Below are 25,595 nucleotides of genomic sequence, written 5' to 3' on the forward strand. Positions count from 1 at the left end.
GTTCAACGACGCCGGAGGTGTCATCGGAGAAGGTATTGCTGATCTTGCGGGCCGGTTCCTCCGGGGAGCCCGAAAGTCCCCGGAGGAGGCCGTCACAGGATGAAGCGGCTGAGGTCGGTATTGCGGGCGAGATCGCCGAGCGCCGCCCTCACCGCCGCCCCGTCGACGGTCAGCGTCTCGCCGGAGCGGTCGGGGGCCGAGAAGGAGATATCGTCGAGGATGCGCTCCAGCACCGTCTGCAACCGCCGGGCGCCGATGTTCTCGACGGTGGCGTTGACGTGGACGGCGATCTCGGCAATCGCGTCGACGGCGTCGTCGGTGAAGGCCAGCGTCACGCCTTCGGTCTGCATCAGCGCCACATACTGCTTGATGAGGCTCGCCTGCGGCTCGGTCAGGATGCGGCGGAAATCGTCCTTGTCGAGCGGCTTCAGCTCGACCCGGATCGGCAGGCGCCCCTGGAGCTCGGGCAACAGGTCCGAGGGCTTGGCGACGTGGAAGGCGCCGGAGGCGATGAACAGGATGTGGTCGGTCTTCACCGGCCCGTGCTTGGTGGACACCGTCGTGCCCTCGATGAGCGGCAACAGGTCGCGCTGCACGCCCTCGCGCGACACCGAGCCGTCGCGTCCGTCCTTGGCGCAGATCTTGTCGATCTCGTCGAGGAAGACGATGCCGTTGTTTTCCACCGCCCCGATCGCCTCGGCGACGATCTTGTCCTGGTCGATCAGCTTGTCGGCCTCCTCGGCGGTGAGCAGGTCGTGGCTGTCCTTGACGCTGACGCGGCGGGTCTTCTTCACGCCGCCCATCATCTTCTGCATCATCTCCGAGAGATTGATGACCTGCCCGCCCGGCATGCCGGGGATCTCCATGCCGCCGGCACCGGCGGCGGTGGCGGTCAGCTCGACCTCGATCTCCTTGTCGTCGAGCTCGCCGGTCCGCAGCTTCTTGCGGAAGGCATCGCGCGTCGACGGGCTGGCCGAGGTGCCGACCAGCGCGTCGAGCACCCGCTCCTCGGCGGCGAGATGGGCCTTGGCCTCGACGTCCTTGCGCCGCTGCGTCCGGACGAGCGAGATGCCGACCTCGAGAAGATCGCGGACGATCTGCTCGACGTCGCGGCCGACGTAGCCGATTTCCGTGAACTTGGTGGCCTCGACCTTGACGAAGGGCGCGTTGGCGAGCCGGGCGAGGCGGCGGGAGATTTCCGTCTTGCCGACGCCGGTGGGGCCGATCATCAGGATGTTCTTGGGCAAGACCTCCTCGCGCAGCGAGGGGTCGAGCTGCAGGCGGCGCCAGCGGTTGCGCAGCGCGATGGCGACGGCGCGCTTGGCGTCCTTCTGGCCGACGATGTGGCGGTCGAGTTCGGAGACGATTTCGCGGGGCGAGAAATCGGGCATGACTTTGGTCCTTGGATGGAGCGATGCGGCGCGGCGCGCGAGGGCCGGCAATCCGGGCCGATGGAACTCAGGCCTTGGGCAGGCTTTCGACGACGACGTTCTCGTTGGTGTAGACGCAGATGTCGGCGGCGATCTTCATCGCCTTGCGGGCGATGGCCTCGGCGTCGAGACCGCTGTCGGCCAACGCCCGGGCGGCGGCCAGCGCATAGGTGCCGCCCGAGCCGATGCCGGCGATGCCGCCCTCCGGCTCCAGCACGTCGCCCGTACCGGTCAGCACCAGCGTCACGCTGGCGTCGGCGACGATCATCATCGCCTCGAGCCTGCGGAGATAGCGGTCGGTACGCCAGTCCTTGGCGAGCTCGACGCAGGCGCGCATCAACTGGCCGGGATACTGCTCCAGCTTGGCCTCCAGCCGCTCGAACAGCGTGAAGGCGTCGGCGGTGGCGCCGGCAAAGCCGGCGATCACGTCGCCGCGCCCCAGCGGCCGCACCTTGCGCGCCGTATGCTTGATCACCGTGGCGCCGAGCGTCACCTGCCCGTCGCCGGCGATCACCACCTTGCCGTCCTTGCGGACCGATACGATGGTGGTGCCGTACCAGGCGGACGGGTTCGTGTGTTCCATCATGAGATGCTCCTTGCGGCAACGGCCGCCCGCCCGTAGCGCGGAGACCGTCCCTGAATGACGCCTTTATGTAGGACGGAAATGCCTCTATGCAACTTGCCTCTGGCAAAGCCCCGCATCACGGTTCCGACACCGTTCCAACGTCAGGAGATCCCTTGATGAAGCTCATGGCCTTCGGCCTCGGCTATAGCGCCACGGCGGCCTTGCGCCGCCTTGCTCCAAAGGAAGCCATCGGCACCACGCGGTCGGCGGCAAAGGCCGCCGCCCTCGCCCCGCTGGCCGAAATGCACCTGTTCGACGGCTCAGGCGGGACGGCGGACGCGCTGAGGCCGGCGCTATCCGGCGTCACCCATATCATCGTCTCCATTGCGCCCTCGGAGGGATCGGATGGCGGCGATCGCGTGTTGCCGGTGCTGGCCGAGGCGCTGGCCGACCGGAAGTCGCTCGCCTCCATCGCCTACCTCTCGACGGTCGGCGTCTACGGCGACCATGGCGGCGCCTGGGTGGACGAGACTTCCGACTGCCGGCCGAAAAGCGCCCGGTCGGTCGCCCGCCTCAAAGCGGAAAGCCAGTGGCTGGCGTTCGGGGCGCGGGTCGGCGTGCCGGTGGCCGTGCTGCGCCTTTCCGGCATCTACGGTCCGGGTCGCAACGCCTTCGTCAATCTTATGGAAGGCAGCGCCCGCCGCCTCGTCAAGCCGGGGCAGGTGTTCAACCGCATCCATGTCGAGGATATCGCGGCGGCGGTGGAGCGCGCCTTCGCGACGAAGGCCGGCGGCCTTTTCAACATAACCGACGACGAGCCGGCGCCGCCGCAGGACGTCGTCGCCTACGCGGCCGAGCTGATGGGCGCGCCGCCGCCGCCCGAACAGGACTTCGAGACGGCCGATCTGTCGCCCATGGCCCGCAGTTTCTACGGCGAGAACAAGCGGGTCGCCAATGGCCTCGGCAAGTCGGCCCTCGGGCTCGCCTACGCCTATCCCAATTACCGGTCCGCCTTCGACCGGATGTGGGCGGAGGGAAGCTGGCGCTGAACGGCAAAACGCCTCGCCGCCGGCAACGTCCCGGACCCTATATCGTCAGGAGAAGGTCGCCGCCGCCTTCTGCAGCTTGTCGGCCGCTTCGTCGATCGACTGCGTCGAGCTGCTGATGTCGGCCAGCGCCTTGGCGATCTCCTCGACGCCATTGGCGGCCGTGTGCATGCTGCCGGACATGTTCTGCGTCACGGCCGCCTGTTCCTCCACGGCGGCGGCGATCGACGAGGATATGTCGTTGATGCGGGTGATGATGGCCGTGATGCCGTCGATGGACTGCACCGCCTTGGAAGAGATGGTCTGCACCGCCGCGATTTCGCTGGCGATCTCGTCGGTCGCCCGCGAGGTCTGGGCGGCGAGCTGCTTCACTTCCTGCGCGACCACCGCGAAGCCCTTGCCCATCTCGCCGGCCCGCGCCGCCTCGATGGTGGCGTTGAGGGCGAGAAGATTGGTCTGGCCGGCGATGGTGTTGATCAGCTCGACCACCTGGTCGATTTTCTGCGCCGCCGCCGCCAGCCCCGACACCACCTTGGTCGCGGTATCGGCCTGCGTCACGGCCTCCTGGGATACCGACAGGGCGACGCTGACCTGGCGGCTGATCTCGGCGACCGACGACACCAGTTCCTCGGCGCCGGCGGCCACCGCCTGCACGTTGGAGGCGGTGATGCCGGCGGTCGAGTTGGCGCCCGCCGCCTCGGCGTTCGAGCGGGCGATCATGCTGGCGACCTCGCCCAGTTCGCGGTTGATGTCGGCCTGGGCGGCATGCCGCCTGCGCCGCCGCTCCATGACGGCGGTGATGTCGGTGGCGAACTTGGTGACCCGGACAAGCTGGCCGGCCGCGTCGAAGATCGGATTGTAGATCGCCTGCAGAAAGACGTCGCGGTTGCCTTTGCCGATGCGGTGGAACTCGTCCGACTTGAACTGGCCGGCCCGAAGATCCTCCCAGAACGTCCTGTAGGCCGGGCTGTTGCGCTCCTCGGCGGTGACGAACATCGAATGGTGCTTGCCGACGATTTCCTCCGGCCGGTAGCCCATCACCTTCTGGAAGTTCTCGTTGGCCTCGACGATGGTGCCGTCCGGCTCGAAGGAGATGACGGCCTGGGCGCGGTTGATGGCGTCGATCTCGCCCTGAACCTTGACGTCTTCCAGCTTGCGCTCGGTAACGTCGGTGGCGAACTTGACGACGCGATAGACCTTGCCGGACCTGTCGAACAGCGGATTGTAGGTCCCCTGGATCCAGACGGAACGCCCTCCCTTGGCAATGCGACGGAACTCGGAGGACAGAAACTTGCCGGCCAGGAGATCGCGCCAGAAGGCGGCGTAGGCCGGGCTCTTCACCTCCGCGGGATCCACGAACATCGAGTGATGCTTGCCGAGGACATCGGCAAGCTCATAGCCCATCACCTTCAGGAAATTGGCGTTCGCAGCGATGATCTTGCCGGTCGGGTCGAATTCGATGATCGCCAGAGAACGGTCGAGAGCCGCGAGCACCGCAGCCTCATGACTTGAAAAGGGCCACATGGATCCTAGCTCCTACCTTCTCCCACCGGCCAGCGGCGCCGAATAACCGTCGGGGAACCGGCCGACTCATATGCAATTTGCATATATTGAAGGCCGACTGGAAAATTCACCCGTGACCGGCGCCACTTTGCCTATCAATGTCACTTAATTGATTATTTATTTACGGAGGGTTTATGCCACCGGAAATGCGATTATTTCATAGTATCTACTTTTAGCTGCGTAGTTTTGGCTGGTCTCTTCCAAGATTGTAATGAGGACCGTCGACAGAAAACCTGCGCGGCGCGGCGCCGGCGAACCGCACGCAGGACATTCTCCGCTTCCCGCCCATCGCAGGCCTGTCCGGCGCCATGGGACTGGCGTCCATTCGTCGAGCCGTATAAGAAATGGGCGCCTTTTCAATCGCGGTGACCCCAATGCTGAAAGCGCGCGTCATCCCCTGTCTCGACGTCAAGGACGGCCGGGTGGTCAAGGGGGTCAACTTCGTCGACCTCGTCGACGCCGGCGACCCGGTCGAGGCCGCCGCCGCCTATGATGCGGCCGGCGCCGACGAGCTGTGCTTTCTCGACATCACCGCCAGCCACGAGAATCGCGGCACCATCCTCGACGTGGTGCGCCGGACGGCCGAGCGCTGCTTCATGCCGGTGACGGTGGGCGGCGGCGTCCGGTCGGTCGAGGACATCCGGGAACTGCTGCTGGCCGGCGCCGACAAGGCGTCGATCATGTCGGCCGCCGTCCGCGACCGCGACCTGGTGCGCCGCGCCTCGGAGAAGTTCGGCGACCAGTGCATCGTCGTCGCCATCGACGCCAAGCGCGTCTCTTCGGACGAGGACAAGCCGCGCTGGGAGGTGTTCACCCACGGCGGCCGGCAGGCGACCGGCATCGACGCCGTCGAATATGCCGAGGAAGTGGTGTCGCTCGGCGCCGGCGAGATCCTGCTGACCTCGATGGACCGCGACGGCACCAAGATCGGCTTCGACCTCGAGCTGACCCGTACCATCGCCGACGCCGTGTCGGTGCCGGTGATCGCCTCGGGCGGCGTCGGCACGCTGGACCACCTGGTCGAAGGCATCCGCGATGGCCACGCCGCGGCCGTGCTCGCCGCGTCGATCTTTCACTTCGGCACCTTCACCATCGGCGAGGCCAAGGCACATCTTGCCGCGGCCGGCGTCCCGGTCCGCCTTCAGGGATGAACGGCATGGCTGACAGCACCTTCACGCTTTCCGATCTCGAAGCGATCGTCGCCGATCGCCTGAGGAACGGCGACGCCACCTCCTATACCCGCAAGCTGGCCGACAAGGGCCTTGCCAAGGCCGCCCAGAAGCTCGGCGAGGAAGCCGTGGAGACGGTCATCGCGGCGATCGGCGGCGACGCGGACGCGGTGACCTACGAAAGCGCCGACCTTCTCTATCATCTGCTCGTGGTGCTGGCGCTCAAGGGGGTGCCGCTTGAGGATGTTCTCTCCGAGCTGAAACGCCGCACCGCTCAGTCCGGCCTCCAGGAAAAGGCCGCCCGCCCGGCCGACTGAGCTCAACAGGTGGCGCGCCGGCCGCGGCCGGCGGCCGGTTTCCCGCGATGAAAACAGGAATCAGCGGATCGCCGGAAGGCGATCCGGAGACGGTGATGAATGGAACAGTTCGTGCGGAAAGCGCTGTCGCCCTATGAAGTCTACACCCGCGCCGACTGGGCCGAACTCAGGGCCGGCATGCCGCTGACCTTGACGCTCGACGACGTCATCCGCCTGCGCGCCCTCAACGACCCGGTGCAGCTCGACGAGGTGTCCGACATCTTCCTGCCGCTGTCGCGGCTGTTGTCGCTCTACGTCGAATCGGCGCAGTCGCTGCACTCCTCGACGCGCCGCTTCTTCGGCCGGTCCGACGCCAAGAAGCCGTTCATCATCGGCATCGCCGGCTCGGTGGCCGTCGGCAAGTCGACCACGGCGCGTATCCTGAGGGCGATGATGTCGCGCTGGCCGTCTTCGCCCAAGGTCGACCTCGTCACCACCGACGGCTTCCTGTTTCCGAACGCCGTGCTGCGCGAGGAAGGCCTGATGGAAAAGAAGGGCTTCCCGGAAAGCTACGACCGGGCCGCCCTGCTCTCCTTCCTGACCGACATCAAGGCCGGCAAGCCCAACGTCTGGGCGCCGGTCTATTCCCATCTCGTCTACGACATCGTGCCGGGCGAGCGCACCGTCGTCGACCAGCCGGACATCCTGATCCTCGAGGGGCTCAACGTCCTGCAGACCGGCAAGCTGCCGCGCGACGGCCGCGGCATTCCCTTCGTTTCCGATTTCTTCGACTTCTCGATCTTCATCGACGCCGACGAGGCCGATTTGCAGCGCTGGTATGTCGAGCGCTTCATGCGCCTCCGGCAGACCGCCTTCCGCGATCCGCAGTCGTATTTCCGCCGCTACGCCGAGATCTCCGAGGAGGAGGCGCTGGAAATCGCCCTCGGCCTCTGGACGCGCATCAACCTCGCCAATCTTCGCGAGAATATCCAGCCGACCCGCCTGCGGGCCGACCTGGTGCTGCGCAAGAGCGCCAGCCACGCCATCGAGCAGGTGATGCTGAGGAAGTTGTGACGGCGCCCTTCCCTCAGGCCGAATGCACCTTCTCGCCGCCGATCCACGTCGACCTGAGGTCGAAGCCGGGCGTCAACAGCAGGAAGTCGGCGTCGAAGCCCGGCGCGATCCTGCCCTTGCGGTTGCCGATGCGCATCGCCTCGGCCGGATAGACGGTGGCCATGCGGATCGCCTCGTCGAGCCCGATCTCGAAATGCTCGGCGGCGTAGCGCACCGAGGAGAGCATATCGATGTCGGCGCCGGCCAGCGTGCCGTCGGCCAGCGCCAGGCGGCCGTCGCGGCGGAAGATGGTGCGGCCGTTGAGCTCGAAATCGGGCAGATCGGTGCCGATGGTCAGCATGGCGTCGGTGACGAGGAACAGCCGGCCCGGTCCGCGCTTGGCCCGGAGCGCCACCCGCGCCGCCGCCGGATGCACGTGGACGCCGTCGGCGATCAGGCCGGCGGAGATGCCGCTGTCGAGGATCGCGCCGACCATGCCGGGCGCCCGGTGGCCGAGCGGGCTCATGGCATTGAACAGGTGCGTCGCCGTGGTGGCGCCGGCGGCGATATAGGCGAGCGCCGTGTCGTAGTCGCAGTCGGTGTGGCCGAGACTGACGACGCCGCCGGCCGCGGCCAGACGCCGGACCGCCTCGACCGGCGTCGATTCGGGAGCGACGGTCAGCATCGTCGGGTCGCCGCCGGCGAGCGCGCCGAGGAGTTCTCGGACGTCCGGCTCCTCCATCGGCCGCACGTAGGCGGCCGCGTGCACGCCCCGCTTGGCGGCGGAGAGGTGCGGCCCTTCGAGATGCAGGCCGAGGAAGCCGGGCACGCCGGCCGTCCGGGCCGCCTTGCCGGCGGCGATCGCCTCGGTGCGGATCTCGCGACGGTCGGTGATCAGCGTCGGCAGCAGCGCCGTGGTGCCGAAGCGGGCGTGCGCGGCGCAGATGCGCTCGATGGTGGCGACGCTCGGGTCGTCGTTGAAGTTGATGCCGCCGCCGCCGTTGACCTGCAGGTCGATGAAGCCAGGCACGAGCAGAAGGCCGTGGGCGTCGACCGCCTCGGCGCCGGCCGGCGCATCGGCGGCGGCAACGAAACGGCCCCCTTCCACGGCGATCTCGGCGTCGTCGTGCCAGGCATCGCCGTCGAACAGGCGGGCACCGCGGATGATAAGGGCGGACATCGCAACGTCTCCTTGATGGTGACGGGTCAGGACTGGGGGAGCGTCAGCTCGGCGACGAAGTCGTAGGCGTCGGCTCGATACAGCGACCGGGTGAATTCCACCACCCGGCCGGAAGCGAGATAGGAAATGCGCTCGATGGAAAGACCGGCGTCGCCGGCCTGCACGCCGAGCAGCGCCGCGTCCTGGCCGCGAATATTGCAGGCGGAGATGCGCTGGACGGCGCGCACCGGCCGGTGGCCGCTTCGCGCCAGCGCCTCGTAGAGCGAGCCGGCGACGGCACCGGGATCGGGCAGCACGTCGGCCGACAGCGAGGCGCGTTCGAGGGCGAGCGGCAGGTCGTTGGCGATGCGCAGGCGCTCCAGCCGGGCGACGCGGCCGCCGCCGGCCAGTCCCAGCATCATCGCCTCCTCCGGCGACGGCAGGTGCAGCCCGCGATCGAGCCAGCGCGAGCTGGCCTTGAGGCCGCGCCGCGCCATGTCCTCGGTGAACGAGGTGAGCAGGGAGAGCGACTGCTCCACCCGCTGCACCGGCTTCACCACGAAGGTGCCGGAGCCGTGGCGGCGCACCAGAAGGCCGGCCTCGACGAGATCGTCCACCGCCTTGCGGACGGTGACGCGGCTGATGCCGGCGAAATCGGCGATCTCCCGCTCCGGCGGCAGCGCGTCGCCGTGCTTGAGCTGGCCGCCGGCGATGGCCGCCTCGATCGCCTGCCGGAGCTTCAGGTAGAGCGGCCCGGTGCCGGCGGCCTGCAACCGCTCGGGCGACAGGATGGTGGACATATCGCCGCTCATGCCGTCCCTCCCCCGTCGCCCATGAAGCGGCGGACGGCGAGCGCCACGGCCCCGGCCAGCGCGTTGCCCATGGGCGCCACGAGGCGCGCCTGGTGACGCGCGGCGAGGTAGGCGGGATAGAGCGGCGCCAGACCGCCGAGCAGCGCGAAGCGATCCACGCCGTCACCGGCGATGCGGTCGAGCGCCCTATCGACCGAGGCGGCCGCCTTGCCGACGATGTCGAGCCCGACGGGATCGCCGCTGTCGGCCGCGGCGAAGACGGTCGGCGCGAAGCGGCCGAAATCGCCCGGCGTCGCCGTCCGGGCGAACTCGACCATCGGGCCCGGCGCGCCGCCGAACCCGGCGATCAGCCGCTCGGTGAGCGGCGAGGCGGCAATAAAGCGGTCGTGGGCGAGCAGCGTCGCGGCGAGCGCCGTCCGGCCGAGGCTGGCGCCGGAGCCGAAGTCGCCGATGACGAAGCCCCAGCCGCCATAGGAGCGGACCGCGTCGCCCTGCCGGGCGAAAAAGATCGAGCCCGTCCCGAGGATGGCCACCGCGCCGTCACCGCCGCCGATGGCGCCTTCGAGGGCGATGAGACCATCCGAGACGACCTCCACCCGGCCGGCCGGCAACGAGGCGGTGACGAAGGCGCCGGTGTCGCCGACATTGCTGCCGGCCAGGCCCAGCAATACGCCCGAGCGCTGGAGCGCGCTCCGGTCGAGGCCGGCGGCGGCGATCGCCGCGCCGATGGCGATATCGATATTGCGAAGCGATCCGGTCCGGTCACTCAGGACATTGGCGGCCCCGCCGGCGCCGGTGGCGATAATGCGCCCGTCGCGGCCGGCCACCGCCGCCCGGCAGCCCGTTCCGCCCCCATCGACGCCGATCACGAAATCCACCATGGATGCCCTCCTGTCTCGAAAGTACCAAAAAAATACCATTTGCCAATCGGCATATTGGCTCCGCCCTCCGCTTTTTTAAGGGTCATTTATCAAGTCATTGAATTATCGACGCTAATTATCCAACGCCGGTTGTCGCTTGAGATTGATCGCGGCAAAAGTGAATGAATCATGATTGCCCCTCTGGACAAGTGGTAGCTTTTTGGCATTATTGGCGAAGTGGGGAGTGACGCAATGACGGCGAAGCTGGGCACCGAGGATCGCGACAGCCATGCGAAGGGGTTCGACACCCTGCCGCCGACGCGCATTCTCGAGGTGCTCGCCGCCGCCCAGATCGCCGCCGCCCGCAGCGTCGAGGCGGCCATTCCGGCCATCGCCGAGGCGGCCGGCCGCGCCGCCGCGGCGCTGGCATCCGGCCACCGCCTCGCCTATGTCGGCGCCGGCAGCTCCGGCCTGATGGCGCTCGCCGACTGCCTGGAACTGCCCGGCACCTATGGCATCGGCGTCGACGAGGCCATCGTCGTCCTGGCCGGCGGCCGCGACAGTCTCGTCGACATGGTCGGGGCCGGCGAGGACGATGTCGCCGCCGGGTCCGACGACCTCGCGGCGGCCGGCATCGGCGCCGGCGACTGCGTGATCGCCGTCTCCGCCTCCGGTTCGACGCCCTACACGCTCGCCGCCGCGCGCGCCGCCAAGGAGCGCGGCGCCACGGTGATCGGCATCGCCAACAACGAAGGGGCGCCGCTCCTTGCCGCCGCCGACGTGGCGGTGCTGCTGGCGACGCCGCCCGAAGTGGTGTCCGGCTCGACGCGCATGGGCGCCGGCACGGCGCAGAAGATCGCCTTCAACATGCTGTCGACGCTGATGGCCGTCCATCTCGGCCACGTCCACGACGGCCACATGGTCAACGTCAGGGCCGACAACGACAAGCTGCGGGCGCGCGCCGCCCGCATCGTGACCGACATCGCTGGAATTCCGGCCGACGCGGCGACAGGGCTCCTCCGGGAGAGCCGCGGCTCGGTCAAGCACGCCATTCTGCTCGCCGCCGGCGCGGGAGATATCGAGGCGGCGGATGCCGCTCTCGTCGAGGCCGGCCAAAACCTGCGTCGGGCGATGTCGCTCGTCGCAAAATCATAATCGGGGTTCTCAACGCGCGTCCTCGGGACGCGAGCAAAGGGAGACGGACGATGTATCGCACTACGTTGCAGGGTATCCTGCTGGCATCGAGCATCCTCGCCGGCGTCGGCACGGCCATGGCGGCCGACGTGACGCTCAACATCGAGAGCTGGCGCAACGACGACCTGCAGATCTGGCAGGAAAAGATCATTCCGGCCTTCGAGGCCAAGCATCCGGGCATCAAGGTCACCTTCTCGCCGAGCGCGCCGACCGAATACAACGCCGCGCTCAACGCCAAGCTCGACGCGGGCTCGGCCGGCGATCTCGTCGCCTGCCGGCCGTTCGACACCTCGCTGCAACTGTTCGAGAAGGGCAAGCTCGAGGACCTCACCGGCCTCGAAGGCATGAAGAACTTCTCCGACGTCGCCAAGGCCGCCTGGAGCACCGACGACGGCGCCAAGACCTTCTGCGTGCCGATGGCCTCGGTCATCCACGGCTTCATCTACAACAAGGAAGCCTTCGAGAAGGTCGGCGTCGAAGTGCCGAAGACCGTCGACCAGTTCTTCGCGGTGCTCGACAAGATCAAGGCCGACGGCACCTACATTCCGCTCGCCATGGGCACCAAGGACATGTGGGAAGCGGCCACCATGGCCTACCAGAACATTGGCCCGACCTACTGGAAGGGCGAGGAAGGCCGCAAGGCGCTGATCGCCGGCACGGAGAAGCTGACCGACGAAGGTTGGGTCGAGCCCTTCCGCGTGCTCGCCAAGTGGAAGCCCTATCTCGGCGACGGCTTCGAGGCGCAGACCTACCCGGACAGCCAGAACCTGTTCACGCTCGGCCGCGCCGCCATCTATCCGGCCGGCTCCTGGGAGATCTCGCCGTTCAGCAGCGCCGGCCTCCAGCTCGGCGCCTTCCCGCCGCCGGTCGTCAAGGAAGGGGATACCTGCTACATCTCCGACCACAACGACATCGCCATGGGCCTCAACGCGGCCAGCGCCCACAAGGAGGAGGCCAAGGTGTTCCTCGAGTGGGTGGCCTCGCCCGAGTTCGCCTCGATCTACTCCAACGCGCTGCCGGGCTTCTTCAGCCTGAACTCGACGCCGGTCGAGATCACCGACCCGCTGGCCAAGGAGTTCGTCTCCTGGCGCGAGACCTGCAAGCCGACCATCCGCTCGACCTACCAGATCCTGTCGCGCGGCACGCCCAACCTCGAGAACGAGACCTGGACGGAATCGGCCAACGTCATCAACGGCACCGACACGCCGGAAGTGGCCGCCAAGAAGCTGCAGGACGGCCTCGACAGCTGGTACAAGCCGGCCAAGTGAGGTGAAACGCGGCGACGGCGCGGCCTTTCGCGCCGTCGTCTCCTCCGCCCGCCGGCCGTTCGCCGGCCGGCCCGCCGCCACGCCACCGGGACCGACATGACCGACCTTGCATCCGAACAGGGCACGGAAGCCGCGCGGCGGCGACCGCGGCGCTGGCACATCCTCGTCTTCCTCGCCCCCGCCGTGATCATCTACACGGCGGTGATGATCCTGCCGCTGATCGAGACGCTGCGGCAGTCGTTCTTCAATGTCGTGGGTGGCGAGCACGTGTTCGTCGGCTTCGCCAATTTCGCGACGCTGTTCGGCGATCCGCGCTGGGCCGCCGACTTCTGGAACGCGCTGCGCAACAACTTCGTCTTCTTCCTGATCCACATGGCGGTGCAGAACCCGATCGGCATCGCGCTGGCCGCGCTCCTGTCGCTGCCGGGCCTCAGGTTCGCCGCCTTCTACCGCACCGCCTTCTTCCTGCCGACGCTGCTGTCCTTCGTCATCGTCGGCTTCATCTGGAAGCTGATCCTGTCGCCGATCTGGGGCGTCGCGCCCTGGCTGATGGACCTCGTCGGCATGAAGGCGCTGTTCGCGCCCTGGCTCGGCAAGCCCGGCTCGGCGCTGGTCGCCGTGTCGCTGGTCTCGGTCTGGCAGTTCATCGGCATTCCGATGATGCTGATCTACGCCGCGCTGCTCAACATTCCCGAGGAGGTGATCGAGGCGGCCGAAATCGACGGCATCACCGGCTGGGGCCAGTTCTTCAAGATCAAGCTGCCGCTGGTGCTGCCGGCCATCGGCATCATCTCGATCCTGACCTTCGTCGGCAACTTCAACGCCTTCGATCTCGTCTACACCATGCAGGGCGCGCTGGCCGGACCGGACAAGGCGACCGATATCCTCGGCACCTTCCTCTACCGCACCTTCTTCGGCTTCCAGCTCCAGCTTGGCGACCAGCCGATGGGCGCCACCATCGCCACCATCATGTTCCTGATCATCCTGACCGGCGTCTGCATCTACCTGTTCGGCGTCCAGCGGCGCATCCGCCGCTACCAGTTCTGACGGAGGGGCGGATGTCCAAGGCAAGACACTCGACGCTGCGCAGCGGCCTCGTCCATCTGGCGCTGATCGCCTACACGCTGGTGGCGCTGTTCCCGGTGTTCCTGACGCTGGTCAACTCGTTCAAGAGCAAGCAGGCGATCTTCAGCCAGCCGCTCCGCCTGCCCACGCCGTCCACCTTCAGCCTGATCGGCTACGAGACGGTGATGAAGCAGGGCGACTTCGTCACCTACTTCCAGAACAGCACCATCGTCACCGTGGTGTCGATCTTCCTGGTGCTGCTGTTCGGCGCCATGGCCGCCTTCGCGCTGGCCGAATACCGCTTCCGCGGCAACACGCTGATGGGGCTCTATCTCGCCATCGGCATCATGATCCCCATCCGCCTCGGCACGGTGGCGCTGCTCCAGGGCATGGTGGCGACCGGCCTCGTCAACACGCTGACGGCGCTCGTCCTCGTCTACACCGCGCAGGGCCTGCCGCTCGCCATCTTCATCCTGTCGGAATTCATGCGCACGGTGTCGGACGATCTCAAGAACGCCGGCCGCATCGACGGCCTCAGTGAATACGCCATTTTCTTCCGCCTGGTGCTGCCGCTGGTGCGGCCGGCCATGGCAACGGTGGCGGTGTTCACCATGATACCCATCTGGAACGACCTGTGGTTCCCGCTGATCCTGGCGCCCGGCGAGAGCACCAAGACGGTGACGCTCGGCGCCCAGCTGTTCATCGGCCAGTTCGTCATCAACTGGAACGCCGTGCTGTCGGCGCTGTCGCTGGCCATCTTCCCGGTGCTCATCCTCTACGTCATCTTCTCGCGGCAACTCATTCGCGGCATTACCTCGGGAGCGGTCAAATGACGTCTCCGGTTCGCGTGCTCTCCGCCGGCCTCGGCAACATGGGCCGAAGCCACGCCCTCGCCTATCACCGCAACCCCGGCTACGAGATCGTCGGCCTCGTCAACCGCAGCAAGGTGGCGGTGCCGGACGAACTTCGGGGCTACGAGATCGCCCCCTCCTTCCCGGAGGCGCTCAGGGCGCTGAAGCCCGACCTGGCGTCGATCAGCACCTATTCGGAGAGCCACGCCGACTACGCGGTGATGGCGATGGAACAGGGCTGCCACGTGTTCGTGGAAAAGCCGCTGGCCACCACCGTGGCCGACGCCCGGCGGATCGTCGACTGCGCCGTCGCCAACAAGCGCAAGCTCGTCGTCGGCTATATCCTGCGCCACCATCCCTCCTGGCAGCGCTTCATCGCCGAGGCGCGGGCGCTCGGCGGGCCCTACGTGTTCCGCATGAACCTCAACCAGCAGTCCTCCGGCAAGACCTGGGAGACGCACAAGGCCTTGATGAACACCACGGCGCCGATCGTCGACTGCGGCGTCCACTATATCGACGTCATGTGCCAGGTGACCGACGCCGAGCCCACCGAAGTGCGCGGCATGGGCCTGAGATTGTCCGACGAAATCGCGCCCGACATGTACAACTACGGCCACCTGCAGGTGCTGTTTTCCGACGGCTCGGTGGGCTGGTACGAGGCCGGCTGGGGGCCGATGATGTCGGAGCAGGCCTTCTTCGTGAAGGATATCATCTCGCCCAACGGCTCGGCCTCCATCGTCATGAAGGAAGGCAAGTCGGACGACGTCGACGCCCACACCCGCACGTCGACCATCCGCGTCCACAAGGCGGCGACCGGTCCCGACGGCGCGTTTCTCGCGCCCGATACCGACCACACCATGGCCGGCGAGCCGGGCCACCAGGAGCTCTGCGAGCTGGAGCAGGCCTACATGCTGAAGGCGATCGTCGAGGACATCGACCTCGGCCAACACATGAACGACGCGTTGAAATCGCTGGCCGTCTGCCTCGCCGCCGACGAGAGCGTCCGCACCGGCAAGCCGGTCAAGCTGCAAGGATAATATCCCGTGGGATCGCTTGAACTCAGGAACATCAGGAAGTCCTTCGGCGCGCAGGAGGTGCTGAAAGGCATCGACCTTCAGGTGAAGGACGGCGAGTTCGTCATCTTCGTCGGCCCGTCGGGCTGCGGCAAGTCGACGCTGCTGCGCTCGATCGCCGGCCTGGAGGACGTCACCTCCGGCGCCGTGCTGATCAACGGCCGCGACGTGACGGTGACGCCGCCGGCCAAGCGCGGCATCACCATGGTCTTCCAGACCTACGCGCTCTACCCGCACCTCAGCGTGCGCGACAACATGGCGCTCGGCCTCAAGCAGGCCGGCACGCCGGCCGCCGAGATCGACGCCCGCGTCGCCAAGGCGACGGAAATGCTGTCGCTGGAGCCTTACCTCAAGCGCCGGCCGGCGGAACTGTCGGGCGGCCAGCGCCAGCGCGTCGCCATCGGCCGCGCCCTGGTGCGCGAGCCGGAGCTGTTCCTGTTCGACGAACCGCTCAGCAACCTCGACGCCGCGTTGCGCGTGCAGACCCGCGTCGAGATCGCCCGCCTGCACCGCCAGCTCGGCGCCACCATGATCTACGTGACGCACGACCAGGTGGAGGCGATGACGCTCGCCGACCGCATCGTCGTGCTGAACGGCGGCGTCATCGAGCAGATCGGCTCGCCGATGGAGCTCTACAACCGCCCCGCCAACCTGTTCGTCGCCGGCTTCATCGGCTCGCCGCAGATGAATTTCATCGAGGCGGCCCGCGTCGGCGAGAGCGGCGCCACCATCGGCATCCGGCCGGAGCATCTCGGCGTGTCGCCCACCGAGGGCCGCTTCAAGGGCAAGGTGATCCACGCCGAGCATCTCGGCGCCGACACCAATCTCTACCTAGAAACCGAGACGGCCGGCCTCGTCACCGTGCGGCTGTTCGGCGAGCATCGCTACGCGCCCGACGACATCGTCTACGCGACGCCGGACCCGGCCAAGATCCACCGCTTCGACGCGAACGGCAAGACGATCGTCGGCTGACGAGCGATAATACCGCCTACCTGTGCCGCGCCGACGGCGTCCGCAGCGTCACCAGTTCCTCGGCGGCGGTGGGATGGACGGCCATGGTGCGATCGAAGTCGCGCTTCGTGGCGCCCATGGTCATCGCGATGCCGATGGTCTGGATCATCTCGCCGGCTTCCGGACCCATGACGTGGACGCCGAGCACCCGGTCGGTAATGGCGTCGACCACCACCTTCATGAAGGTGCGCTCGTCGCGGCCGGCGAGGATGTTGCGCATCGGCCGGAACTCGGCCTTGTAGATGTCCACCGCCTTGTAGGCGGCGCAGGCCGCTTCCTCCGACAGGCCGACGGTGCCGACCTCCGGCGTGGTGAAAATCGCCGTCGGGATGGTCGAGTGGTCGGCGAAGCTCTCCTTGCCGCCGAACACCGTGTCGGCGAAGGCGTGCCCCTCGCGGATCGCCACCGGCGTCAACTGGGCCCGGTTGGTGACGTCGCCCACCGCATAGATGGAGGGCACCGATGTCTCCGACAGCGCGTTGACGACGATGGCGCCGTCCTGGTCGAGCGCCACGCCCAGGTCCTCGAGGCCCAGCCCGGTGGTGTTGGGCCGGCGGCCGGTGGCGGCGAGGACGAGGTCGGTGTCGAGGTCGGCGCCGTCGACGAGTTGCACGGCGAGACCGGCGGCCGTCCTGTCGATCCGTTGCACCTGCACGCCGGTCCGCACGTCGATGCCGCGCGCCCTCAGCGCGTCGGCGAGCTTGTCCCGGACCTCGCGATCGAAGCCGCGCAGCACCTGCTCACCGCGGTAGAGCACGGTGGCGGTGACGCCGAGACCGTTGAGGATGGAGGCGAATTCGAGGGCGATGTAGCCGCCGCCCACCACCACCGCCTTTTCCGGCAGGGTCGGCAGGTCGAACATGTCGGTCGAGGTGACGGCGTGTTCCATGCCGGGAGTTTCCGGCAGCACCGGACGGTTGCCGGTGGCGATCAGAATGCGGCCGGCCGTCACTTTCCGTCCCCCTGCCACGAGGCGGATCTCGTTGGGACCGGTGATGACGGCGCGGTCGCGGATCAGCTCGGCGCCGGACCGCTGGAGATTGCCGGCGTAGATGCCTTCGAGCCGGGTGATCTCCCGCTCCTTGGCCTCCCGCAGCGCCGTCCAGTCGAAGCTCCGGTCGCCGACCGTCCAGCCGAAACCGCCGGCGTCGTCGAATTCGCCGGCAAAGCGGGAGGCATAGACCAGGAGCTTCTTCGGCACGCAGCCGCGGATGACGCAGGTGCCGCCGATGCGCGATTCCTCGGCGATGGCGACGCGGGCGCCATAGCCGGCGGAAATGCGAGCGGCGCGGACCCCGCCGGAGCCCGCGCCGATGACGAAGAGATCATAGTCGAAGGATGCCATCACCAACCGCCGTATCGAGGAACCAACGTCCTCATATCACGACATCGGCCGGTGGTGGCAATCGCATCGCCTAGAAGTTATAGCCGCGCTTGTTGAGCTCGTCCCGCGACCGGGTGACGATCTCGGTGGAGATGGCGTCGCGCCAGATGCCGGCCGAGCGCATCGAATCCTGGATGATCACCGGCGCCAGCTGGCCGTATTTCTCGCCGATGGGCGACTTGAAGAAGGCGGTGATCTGCTTGAGCTCGTCCTCGCTGAACCGGCCGGCCCAGACGCGCTCGAGTTCGCGATCGAGCTCGGGGCGACGCTTGGCAAGGTCGAGAGCGACGGCGCTCACCACTTCCTCGATGTCCTTGGCGGCGCCGGGGTTGGAGCGCTGGAACAGCGCCTTGGTCTGCTCGGCGAGCGCCAGAAGAATTTCGTTGAACTGCTCGGAGGCGTGGGCCGCGGCGATGGTCTCGCGGGCCGCAGCGATGTGGGACTCGGTGAAGTCCTCAGAAAGTGCCGGAGACGCCAGCGCGGCGATCACCATGGCCGCCGCCAGCGGGCGGCGGAGAAGGTTCAGGGTCCGGTGCATAAACAAATCTCCGATATCGACTTCGTCGTTGGCTTCGTTGGTGGTTTCATTGGTCCCGGGGGCAAGCCTTCACGACAATCCGCCACGGCGCCAACGCAACTCCATCATGGAATCGTTGGCGGTGCCGATCGCCCCGAAAGCGCCGTCGCCCCAGCCTGTGAAACCGAATTCTGGCAAAATGATGCGCCCGCCGCGATCGAGCCCCATTTCCCCGAAACGGTCCCCGCTGGTTTGCCGCAATATGGGTCCTGCCGCAAGCCCGTCGGCATGCTAAATCCTTTGCCGCGGTGCGTATGAAAAGCGGGGTGGGCGATGCGTCCGGTGGTGGTTTTCGATCTCGATGGCACGCTTCTCGACACGGCGCCCGATCTTCTGCGGGCGCTCAACCGCATCCTCGGCGACGAAGGCCTTGCCGCCGTCGAGCGCGCCGACGTGACGGACCTGTTCGGCCATGGCGCGCGGGCGCTGATCGGCGAGGGGTTCCGCCTGGCCAATCGGCCGCTCGACGCCGTCCGGCTGCCCGAACTGGTCGAGCGATTCGTCGCTGTCTACGCCGCGGAGATCGCGTCGGAGACGCGCCCCTACCCCGGCCTCGTCGACGCCCTCGCCCGCCTGTCCCGTCGCGGTTTCGGCTTCGCCGTCTGCACCAACAAGCGGGAGGTTCTGAGCCACGCGGTGCTCGAAGGCACAGGTCTTTCTTCGCTGTTCGCCGCGGTGGTCGGCGGCGATAGCCTGCCCGAGCACAAGCCGCATCCGCGCCCGCTCCTCGAAGCGATCGCCCGTGCCGGCGGAACGCCGGAGGCGGCGGTGATGGTCGGCGACAGCGAAACCGACATCGCCACCGCCCGGGCGGCCGGCGTGCCGGCCATCGCCGTCGATTTCGGCTATGGCGGACGGCCGGCAACCGAGTTCGGCGCCGATCTGGTCATCGGCCACTATGACGAACTGGACCAGGCGATAGAGGCGCTGCTGCCGAGCTGAACACCTGCCCGAGCGGGCTATTCGCCGGTTTCGGCGTTTGTCGCGCCGACCGGCTTCGATTCCGGCGAGCCCTTCTGGCGGAGGAAGATCGACAGGACGACCAGCACGGCGGTCGACAGAAACTCCGACTGCCAGTTCTGGAAGGATTCGAACCACAACTGGGCATCGAGGAAATAGGCGCCCATCGACCGGGGCGCCGCGCCATGCCGCAGCGCCTCCTCGTTGGCCGCGGCAAAGCTCGCCGACCAGTGCAGGATGAACGACAGCACGAACAGCGCGGCAAGCGCCAGGCCCAGCCCGTTGGTGTACAGCCACGACAGGATGGGATGGCGCTGCCTGAGATCGGCCGGCAGTTCGTCGTTCGGCCGGTCGGGATCGTCGGGATCCCGCGATTCCGACGAGCCGCGCTGGAACAGCATCGCCGTCAGGATGACGTAGGCCGACATCTGCAGGAACTCGCTTTCCCAGTTCTCGAACAGCGCCGACAGGAAAGCGCCGCTGCCGAGATAGGCGAGAAGGCCGATGGCCGGCGCGCCGTGCTCGGTAAGTTCCTGGTTGTGGTGCGCATGACCGGTCCAGATCATGCCGGCAACGCTGACCAGGAACATCGCCATCAGCGCGACCGTCAGTCCGTTGTCGCGGAAAAAGATTCTCACGATGCTCCCCTTCTCCAGCGCTCAATGGTCGGCGGATCGACTTGGCGGCCGGCGTCCGTTCCCACGCCCGGAAGAAACGCCGGCCCGTCCGTTGCGTTCCGATCGGGCCCCGCATTGCCGGTGCCCGCAGCCGCTCATTCGTCCTTGAGGCCGGTGGCATATTGCAGGTGGCGCAGCAGCCAGAGGATGACGACGCCGGCGAAACTGGCCAACAGCGCGACGGACCATACTCCGAGGCCGCAGGCCAGCCCGATGGCTCCGGAGAGCCACATGCTGGCGCCGGTCGTCAGCCCTTTCACATCGCCCTTGGTGAAGACGATGACGCCGGCCGCCAGAAAGGTGATTCCCGCCGTGACGGCTTCCACCAGCCGGATCGGATCGAACCGCATGACGGCAGTGTCGTCCGCCAGCGTCTCCATCATGTAGATCGTGATCATGCAGAAGGTGGCGACGGCCAGCCCGACCAGCATGTTGGTCCTGAGGCCGGCCGGATTTTTTTGCGCTCCCCTTTCGAGCCCGATCAGGCCGCACAACAGGGCGGCGCCGATCGTTCTGATCAACAGGATTTCCATCGGCAGCGGGAACTCGAAGTCGAATTCCTCGATAAGGCTTTGCGGCATCGTCCTTCTCCAGGTTCTCCGACAAACAAGTTCCCGAACGGGGAAAGGTTCCAGACCCGTGGCCTTCGCCCCTCAAGACGCTGGAAACCGCTGCGCCGATACGCGATGATCCCCTCGCCGACCGGCCGCCAATTCGGCAATCGGAGCGATCGCTTCGATCCGGCCGCCACCGCGGACCGAGAGGTCCCATCGAGGACGCCGCCCATGACCTCGCCTCTGAGCCAGGACGAAATCCGCCGCTACTCGCGCCATCTGCTGCTGCGGGACGTCGGCGGGCCCGGTCAGCAAAAGCTCAAGGCGGCCCGGGTGCTGTGCATCGGGGCCGGCGGGCTCGGCTCCCCCGTCATCGAATATCTGGCCGCCGCCGGCGTCGGCACGCTCGGCCTCGTCGACGACGACGTGGTGTCGCTGTCCAATTTGCAGCGGCAGGTGGTCCATTCCACCGCCAGCCTCGGCCGGCCCAAGGTCGAGAGCGCCGCCGAGCGCGTCGCGGCCCTGAACCCCAACGTGGCGACGGAGCTGTTTCCGGTTCGTCTCGATGGCGGCAACATCGCCGAGATCGTCGGGCGCTTCGATATCGTCGTCGACGGCACCGACAATTTTCCGACGCGCTTCCTGGTGGCGGACACCGCCTACGCGCTGCAAAAGCCGCTCGTTTCGGCGGCGGTGCAGGAGTTCTACGGCTCGGTGACGACGCTTCGGCCCTATCTGCCGGACGACGACGGCCAGCCCGCACCGAGCTGGCGCTGCCTGATGCCGCGCGAGCCGGAGGGCGACGTGCCGACCTGCGAGCAGGTCGGAATTCTCGGCGCGGTGGTCGGCGTGCTCGGCACCCTCGCGGCCTGCGAGGTGCTGAAGCTGATCACCGGCGTCGGCAAGCCGCTGATCGGCCGCCTGCTGATGGTCGACATCCGCGACATGCGGATCGACACCATCGGCTATCGGCGCCGGCCGGACACGGTGACGCCCGCACTGCCAGGCCGGCGGGCGGAAGCGGGATAGCCCGCCGACCGGAAATCGGTCTCCGGCGCGGCCGGGCGACGCCTTTTTCTCCGACATCGACCATATGGGCAGCGCGCCTGTCGCCCAGGTGACTGAGACCGTCCCTCACGATGTGGTTTTCTCCGACAGGGAGCCGGCCCGGGCAGTCGTCCGTGCCCGCCCGAGGAGGCACCGAGGGCCCTTGGGATGTCCGTCACATCGAATATGCCGTCCCTGAGATCCGGTGCGCAATCGCTGGCCGGCCTCAGGGCCCTGGCCGCCGACTACGACGGCACCCTTGCCGAACACGGCCGGATGAGCGCCGATACCGAGGCGGCGCTGCGGTCGCTGCGCGGCGTCGGCTTCCGGCTGATCCTGGTGTCCGGCCGCCGGCTCGAGAACATCAGGAAGCTCTGCGACGCGCTCGATCTGTTCGACGCGGTTATCCTGGAAAACGGCGCCGTCTCCTTCTGCCCGGCGACCGGGATCGAGCGGTTGATCGCGCCGCCGGTCGACGAGCGGTTCCTCGCCGACGCGGCGCAGGCGCTTCCGGGCCAACCGCTGTTCGTCGGACGGTCGATGGCGGCCACCGGCGCCGAGAACGCGGCCCGCGTCGAGCTGGTCATCGCGCGCGGCGGCTATGACCTCCACGTCGTCGGCTGCGGCGGCCGGGTGCTGGTCCTGCCGGCGGGGATCGACAAGGACAGCGGCCTTTCCCACGCCCTCGCCGGCCTCGGGCTGCGGCGGGATCAGGTGGTGGCGGTCGGCGACGAGGAAAACGACGTCGAGCTGTTCAGAGGCTGCGGCCTGACGGCCGCCGTCGGCAACGCCGCGCCGAGACTGAAGGCGACCGCCGACCTGGTGCTGCCGGGGGAGTGCGGGCAAAGCGTCCGCCATCTCGTCGACATGCTGCTCGCGCGCGCCGCCTGAAGCACTAGAGCGTTTCCGTGTTTCATGGAAACGCAGAAACGCTCTATCTTCTTGAATTGGCGCATTTTCTTCACGCGAACCGGTTTCCACTTCGCTCGAAAATGCTCTCGACCTCAGCCGCCCAGAACCGACATCGGCCGTTCGAGGGCCGGCTCGCCGTGGCGCCGGATTGCGAAATCATGCCCCTTCGGCTTGCGCAGGATGGCGCGATCGATCGCCGCATTCAGAGTGTCGTCGCTTTCCGAGCCGCGAAGCGCCGCGCGGAGATCGGCGCCGCCACGCTCGCCGAGGCAGGTGTAGAGCCGGCCGGTGGCGCTGACGCGGATGCGGTTGCAGCTTTCGCAGAAATTGTGGCTCATCGGCGTGATGAAGCCGATCAGGCCGCCCGTTTCGCGGACGCGCGCATAGCGAGCCGGTCCGCCGGTGCGGTCGTCGACATCGATGAGCGTCCAGCGCTTTGCCATGCGGCGGCGCAGGTCGCCAAGCGGCAGGTACTGGTCGGCCCTGTCGACGTCGAGATGACCGAGCGGCATGGTCTCGATCAGCGTCAGATCCATGCCCCGCCCATGGGCGAAGGCGATCAGGCCGTCGATCTCGCGTTCGGTGACGCCGCGGAGAGCCACGGCGTTGAGCTTGACCTTGAGGCCGGCCGCCTGGGCGGCCGCGATGCCGGCAAGGGTTCCGGCGAGATCGCCGTGCCGGGTGATGGCCGCGTAGCGGGCCGGGTCGAGCGTATCGAGCGACACGTTGACCCGCCGCACGCCCGCGGCGGCCAAATCCGGGGCGAAGCGGGCGAGCCGCGTGCCGTTGGTGGTCAGCGTCAGCTCGCGCAGGGCGCCGCTGGCGAGGTGGCGCGACAGGCCCTGGAAGAGCTGCAGGATGTCCTTGCGCAGCAGCGGCTCGCCGCCGGTGATGCGGATCTTGTCGACGCCGCGTCCGATCAACGCCGACGCCAGCCGGTCGAGCTCCTCGAAGCTGAGCAGCTCGTGCCGGGGCAGGAAGACGACGTCGTCGGTCATGCAGTAGACGCAGCGAAGGTCGCAGCGATCGGTCACCGACAGGCGGAGATAGCGGATGGCTCGGCCGTAGCCGTCGGTCAGGAAAGCACTCATGATCGTTGCTGGTACGCCTCGAACCTGATGTTCGGACCGGCCTGTTGCCGCCGGGCGGGATATGCCTCAGCGCAGAACGCGCAGTTCCTCCTTGAGATTTTCGATATCCGGGATGACGAAGGTGCGCGGCGACGGCCGCTGGACATCGCCCGTCCGGATCAGCTCGGCCAACACCGTCGACACCGACTGGCGCGCCGCGCCGATGGCCATGGCGAGGTCGTCGCCATGCGGCGCGGCGTCGATGACGACTCCGGTCGAGGTTTGGCGACCGTCGTGCTCGGCCATCTCGCAGAGATAGCGGATCAATCGATAGCGCACGCTGCGGAAGGCCATCTCGCCGACCATGGTGAGCGACCGGTTCAGCATCTTCTCGACCGCCGGCAGAATGCACATGCCGAACTCGGGATGGTCGCGGGTTAGCCGCCGGAACGCCGCGCGCGGGATCACGGCCGCCTCGCCTTCCTTGCGCACCTCGACCACCATCTCCGGCTGAAGCGGCACGGCGTCGCCGGGCCCGAGGGTGAACAGCGTCAGCTCCTTGCCCTCGTGCGAAGCGAAGCAGCGGTAGCGGCCCGACGCGACCACGAGGATGGCCTCGCCGGTGTCGTCCATCAGGTTGGCGCCGTAAACGAGATGGCCGACTTTCATCTTGCGCAGCTTCGGGCCGCCCTCGATTTGCAGGGTCTCGAGCACGACATGCGGCAGCGCGTCGCCGCCGGCCGGCTCGGCGAGCACCGGCCGCGCCGGTTGCCGCTCGATCGCCCGCCCCGGCTCCGTGCCGCCTTGCACCTTGCGGGGCATCTGCAGGCGGGCGAAGAAGGTCGAGCCGTGGGCGGACTGCACCACGCATTCGTCGGCCGACGCCTGCCGCGTGACGCTGGCGTGCTGCACCGAGAACAACTGCCGGAAATGCATGACGCCGATTGCCGACCAGCTGAGGCCGATCAGCTCCACGGCCATGCGGTTGGCACCGACCAGACGGTCGTTGTCGAAGGCCAGCAAGCCCTCGTTGGGGCCGCCGAGCAGGCGGGGATTGGAATGCAGGTGCATCTGCTCGAAGCGTCCATACCGCCGCTCGAACAGGCGTCGTTCGATTTCGTTGGCCGCCCGCTTCAACAGCGGCAGCGAATAGTCGTGGGCGACCGTCACCGACGTCGAAAGATCGATGATGCCGGCCAGCGCGCCGCACGGATCGATGATCGGCACCGCCGAGCAACTGATGTCGGTGTTGCCGTTGCAGAAATGCTCGGCTCCGATCACCGACAGGGCGAAGCGTTCGGACAGGGCCGTGCCGATGGCATTGGTGCCCATCGCCTGTTCCGACCAGTCGCCGCCGGCGCACAGGCCGAGCCGCTCCGCTTCGTCGCTGAAGGTGTTGTCGCCGAGGCGAACCAGCACCACGCCGTTGGGGTCGGTCAGCACCACGACGCCGCCTAGCGGCTGCGTTTCGCGGCAGAGCGTGACGATCTCGCCCCAGGCGGAAACCAGCAGCTCCTCGTTGCGCTCCCGCAACTCCTTGAGGGCGGTTTCCGTCAGCCGCGTCTCGCGCCGTCGCGACGCACCGTTGGCAAGGCCATGCAGGCTGCTGCGCTCCCAGGAGCGCAGGATCGGCAGCGGCACGCCCTCGGGCAGGATGCCGTCGGCCATGAACTTCGAACGCACGGCCAGCAACCGTCCCTGATCGGGAAGGGGGCCGGGGCGCGCGCTGCGCTCATGTCGTCCGGACATGCTTCGGCAAGTGCCGCAGGCGGCCGGCCCGCCCGTCGGAATGGCGCATGTATCGGCTTCAAGCCGTTGAGGCAGGACCATTTCAGCACCCTCCAGGTGCATCCACCGCTGAAGTTTCAAAGACATGCTTCGCGGTTTTACGGGCGAAGCCATCCCGGACAAGCCACCCGGCGGCGAGGCCGAACTTCAGCTAAAGGTGGGCTTTCCTGTCATGGATTCGATCATATGCCCTGCCGAACTAAATCGTTAT

At 67.5% G+C, this 25,595-nt stretch carries 26 protein-coding genes; 13 read left to right on the top strand and 13 right to left on the bottom strand.

Going from position 1 to position 25,595, the window contains the following annotated elements; genetic code table 11:
- Positions 1-92 precede the first annotated feature (92 nt).
- The gene (hslU, locus tag CJ014_RS11800; RefSeq protein ID WP_100080684.1) at positions 93-1,391 is read right to left on the bottom strand and encodes an ATP-dependent protease ATPase subunit HslU; all 1,299 of its coding nucleotides are present in this window, start codon (positions 1,389-1,391) and stop codon (positions 93-95) included.
- A gap of 67 nt (positions 1,392-1,458) precedes the next feature.
- On the bottom strand, positions 1,459-2,016 hold the full coding sequence (gene hslV, locus CJ014_RS11805) for an ATP-dependent protease subunit HslV (protein WP_425351910.1): 558 nt from the start codon (positions 2,014-2,016) through the stop codon (positions 1,459-1,461).
- A gap of 155 nt (positions 2,017-2,171) precedes the next feature.
- On the opposite strand from hslV, the gene CJ014_RS11810 reads away from it, so the two are divergent.
- Positions 2,172-3,044, top strand: a complete 873-nt coding sequence (locus tag CJ014_RS11810; protein ID WP_100080685.1) for an SDR family oxidoreductase — start codon at positions 2,172-2,174, stop codon at positions 3,042-3,044.
- A 45-nt stretch (positions 3,045-3,089) separates the two neighbouring features.
- Here the strand turns inward: CJ014_RS11810 and CJ014_RS11815 are convergent, their stop codons facing one another.
- Positions 3,090-4,565: a methyl-accepting chemotaxis protein gene (locus CJ014_RS11815; RefSeq protein ID WP_100080686.1), complete on the bottom strand. Its 1,476-nt coding sequence runs from the start codon at positions 4,563-4,565 to the stop codon at positions 3,090-3,092.
- 413 nt (positions 4,566-4,978) lie between these two features.
- Between CJ014_RS11815 and hisF the strand changes: the two genes are divergently transcribed.
- The 3 genes from hisF (at position 4,979) to coaA (ending at position 7,143) form a co-directional block, all read left to right on the top strand.
- The gene (gene hisF / locus CJ014_RS11820; protein WP_100080687.1) at positions 4,979-5,755 is read left to right on the top strand and encodes an imidazole glycerol phosphate synthase subunit HisF; all 777 of its coding nucleotides are present in this window, start codon (positions 4,979-4,981) and stop codon (positions 5,753-5,755) included.
- A 5-nt stretch (positions 5,756-5,760) separates the two neighbouring features.
- Positions 5,761-6,090: a phosphoribosyl-ATP diphosphatase gene (locus tag CJ014_RS11825; protein ID WP_100080688.1), complete on the top strand. Its 330-nt coding sequence runs from the start codon at positions 5,761-5,763 to the stop codon at positions 6,088-6,090.
- A gap of 99 nt (positions 6,091-6,189) precedes the next feature.
- On the top strand, positions 6,190-7,143 hold the full coding sequence (gene coaA, locus CJ014_RS11830; RefSeq protein ID WP_100080689.1) for a type I pantothenate kinase: 954 nt from the start codon (positions 6,190-6,192) through the stop codon (positions 7,141-7,143).
- A 13-nt stretch (positions 7,144-7,156) separates the two neighbouring features.
- Here coaA and nagA read toward each other — a convergent pair whose 3' ends face one another.
- Genes nagA through CJ014_RS11845 form a run of 3 tightly spaced genes read right to left on the bottom strand, consistent with a single transcriptional unit; the run spans position 7,157 to position 9,974 of the window.
- Positions 7,157-8,302, bottom strand: coding sequence for an N-acetylglucosamine-6-phosphate deacetylase (nagA, locus tag CJ014_RS11835; RefSeq protein WP_100080690.1), 1,146 nt, complete (start codon positions 8,300-8,302; stop codon positions 7,157-7,159).
- A 26-nt stretch (positions 8,303-8,328) separates the two neighbouring features.
- Positions 8,329-9,093, bottom strand: a complete 765-nt coding sequence (locus CJ014_RS11840; RefSeq protein ID WP_100080691.1) for a GntR family transcriptional regulator — start codon at positions 9,091-9,093, stop codon at positions 8,329-8,331.
- Entirely contained in the window at positions 9,090-9,974 is an 885-nt protein-coding gene (locus CJ014_RS11845) for a glucosamine kinase nucleotide-binding domain-containing protein (protein ID WP_100080692.1), read from the bottom strand. Before CJ014_RS11845 ends, CJ014_RS11840 begins: the two co-directional genes overlap by 4 nt.
- Positions 9,975-10,205: 231 nt before the next feature.
- On the opposite strand from CJ014_RS11845, the gene CJ014_RS11850 reads away from it, so the two are divergent.
- The 6 genes from CJ014_RS11850 to CJ014_RS11875 all read left to right on the top strand — a co-directional run bounded on the left by CJ014_RS11850 (position 10,206) and on the right by CJ014_RS11875 (position 16,376).
- Positions 10,206-11,108, top strand: coding sequence for an N-acetylmuramic acid 6-phosphate etherase (locus tag CJ014_RS11850; RefSeq protein WP_100080693.1), 903 nt, complete (start codon positions 10,206-10,208; stop codon positions 11,106-11,108).
- 50 nt (positions 11,109-11,158) lie between these two features.
- Entirely contained in the window at positions 11,159-12,415 is a 1,257-nt protein-coding gene (locus CJ014_RS11855) for an ABC transporter substrate-binding protein (protein WP_100080694.1), read from the top strand.
- Positions 12,416-12,511: 96 nt separating this feature from the next.
- On the top strand, positions 12,512-13,462 hold the full coding sequence (locus CJ014_RS11860; protein WP_100080695.1) for a carbohydrate ABC transporter permease: 951 nt from the start codon (positions 12,512-12,514) through the stop codon (positions 13,460-13,462).
- Between the two features lie 11 nt (positions 13,463-13,473).
- Positions 13,474-14,313, top strand: a complete 840-nt coding sequence (locus CJ014_RS11865; protein ID WP_100080696.1) for a carbohydrate ABC transporter permease — start codon at positions 13,474-13,476, stop codon at positions 14,311-14,313.
- Positions 14,310-15,368 carry a Gfo/Idh/MocA family protein gene (locus tag CJ014_RS11870; protein WP_100080697.1) on the top strand — a complete coding sequence of 353 codons (1,059 nt, stop codon included), beginning with the start codon at positions 14,310-14,312 and terminating at the stop codon, positions 15,366-15,368. Before CJ014_RS11865 ends, CJ014_RS11870 begins: the two co-directional genes overlap by 4 nt.
- Positions 15,369-15,374: 6 nt before the next feature.
- On the top strand, positions 15,375-16,376 hold the full coding sequence (locus tag CJ014_RS11875) for an ABC transporter ATP-binding protein (RefSeq protein ID WP_100080698.1): 1,002 nt from the start codon (positions 15,375-15,377) through the stop codon (positions 16,374-16,376).
- A 16-nt stretch (positions 16,377-16,392) separates the two neighbouring features.
- On the opposite strand, the gene gor is transcribed toward CJ014_RS11875, so the two are convergent.
- The 3 genes from gor to CJ014_RS27835 all read right to left on the bottom strand — a co-directional run bounded on the left by gor (position 16,393) and on the right by CJ014_RS27835 (position 18,544).
- On the bottom strand, positions 16,393-17,760 hold the full coding sequence (gor, locus tag CJ014_RS11880; protein WP_100080699.1) for a glutathione-disulfide reductase: 1,368 nt from the start codon (positions 17,758-17,760) through the stop codon (positions 16,393-16,395).
- Positions 17,761-17,830: 70 nt separating this feature from the next.
- Positions 17,831-18,337 carry a DUF2059 domain-containing protein gene (locus CJ014_RS11885; RefSeq protein ID WP_100080700.1) on the bottom strand — a complete coding sequence of 169 codons (507 nt, stop codon included), beginning with the start codon at positions 18,335-18,337 and terminating at the stop codon, positions 17,831-17,833.
- Positions 18,338-18,406: 69 nt separating this feature from the next.
- Positions 18,407-18,544 carry a hypothetical protein gene (locus tag CJ014_RS27835; RefSeq protein WP_165790823.1) on the bottom strand — a complete coding sequence of 46 codons (138 nt, stop codon included), beginning with the start codon at positions 18,542-18,544 and terminating at the stop codon, positions 18,407-18,409.
- Positions 18,545-18,649: 105 nt separating this feature from the next.
- On the opposite strand from CJ014_RS27835, the gene gph reads away from it, so the two are divergent.
- Positions 18,650-19,318, top strand: coding sequence for a phosphoglycolate phosphatase (gph, locus tag CJ014_RS11890; protein WP_100080701.1), 669 nt, complete (start codon positions 18,650-18,652; stop codon positions 19,316-19,318).
- Positions 19,319-19,335: 17 nt separating this feature from the next.
- Here the strand turns inward: gph and CJ014_RS11895 are convergent, their stop codons facing one another.
- Together CJ014_RS11895 and CJ014_RS11900 are read right to left on the bottom strand one after the other, a co-directional pair.
- Positions 19,336-19,974 (bottom strand): DUF6766 family protein, encoded by a 639-nt coding sequence (locus CJ014_RS11895; protein WP_100080702.1) that lies wholly within the window; start codon positions 19,972-19,974, stop codon positions 19,336-19,338.
- A gap of 134 nt (positions 19,975-20,108) precedes the next feature.
- Positions 20,109-20,594 carry an MgtC/SapB family protein gene (locus CJ014_RS11900; RefSeq protein ID WP_100080703.1) on the bottom strand — a complete coding sequence of 162 codons (486 nt, stop codon included), beginning with the start codon at positions 20,592-20,594 and terminating at the stop codon, positions 20,109-20,111.
- Between the two features lie 204 nt (positions 20,595-20,798).
- On the opposite strand from CJ014_RS11900, the gene CJ014_RS11905 reads away from it, so the two are divergent.
- Both CJ014_RS11905 and CJ014_RS11910 read left to right on the top strand, forming a co-directional pair.
- The gene (locus tag CJ014_RS11905; protein ID WP_100080751.1) at positions 20,799-21,596 is read left to right on the top strand and encodes a HesA/MoeB/ThiF family protein; all 798 of its coding nucleotides are present in this window, start codon (positions 20,799-20,801) and stop codon (positions 21,594-21,596) included.
- A gap of 186 nt (positions 21,597-21,782) precedes the next feature.
- Entirely contained in the window at positions 21,783-22,505 is a 723-nt protein-coding gene (locus CJ014_RS11910) for an HAD family hydrolase (protein WP_100080704.1), read from the top strand.
- Between the two features lie 113 nt (positions 22,506-22,618).
- Here the strand turns inward: CJ014_RS11910 and moaA are convergent, their stop codons facing one another.
- Complete coding sequence (gene moaA, locus CJ014_RS11915; protein WP_100080705.1) at positions 22,619-23,617, bottom strand: GTP 3',8-cyclase MoaA; 999 nt, start codon at positions 23,615-23,617, stop codon at positions 22,619-22,621.
- Between the two features lie 66 nt (positions 23,618-23,683).
- Positions 23,684-25,279, bottom strand: coding sequence for a helix-turn-helix domain-containing protein (locus CJ014_RS11920; RefSeq protein WP_165790824.1), 1,596 nt, complete (start codon positions 25,277-25,279; stop codon positions 23,684-23,686).
- Positions 25,280-25,595 lie beyond the last annotated feature (316 nt).

It is taken from the genome of Pleomorphomonas carboxyditropha (genome assembly GCF_002770725.1).
Lineage (GTDB): Bacteria > Pseudomonadota > Alphaproteobacteria > Rhizobiales > Pleomorphomonadaceae > Pleomorphomonas > Pleomorphomonas carboxyditropha.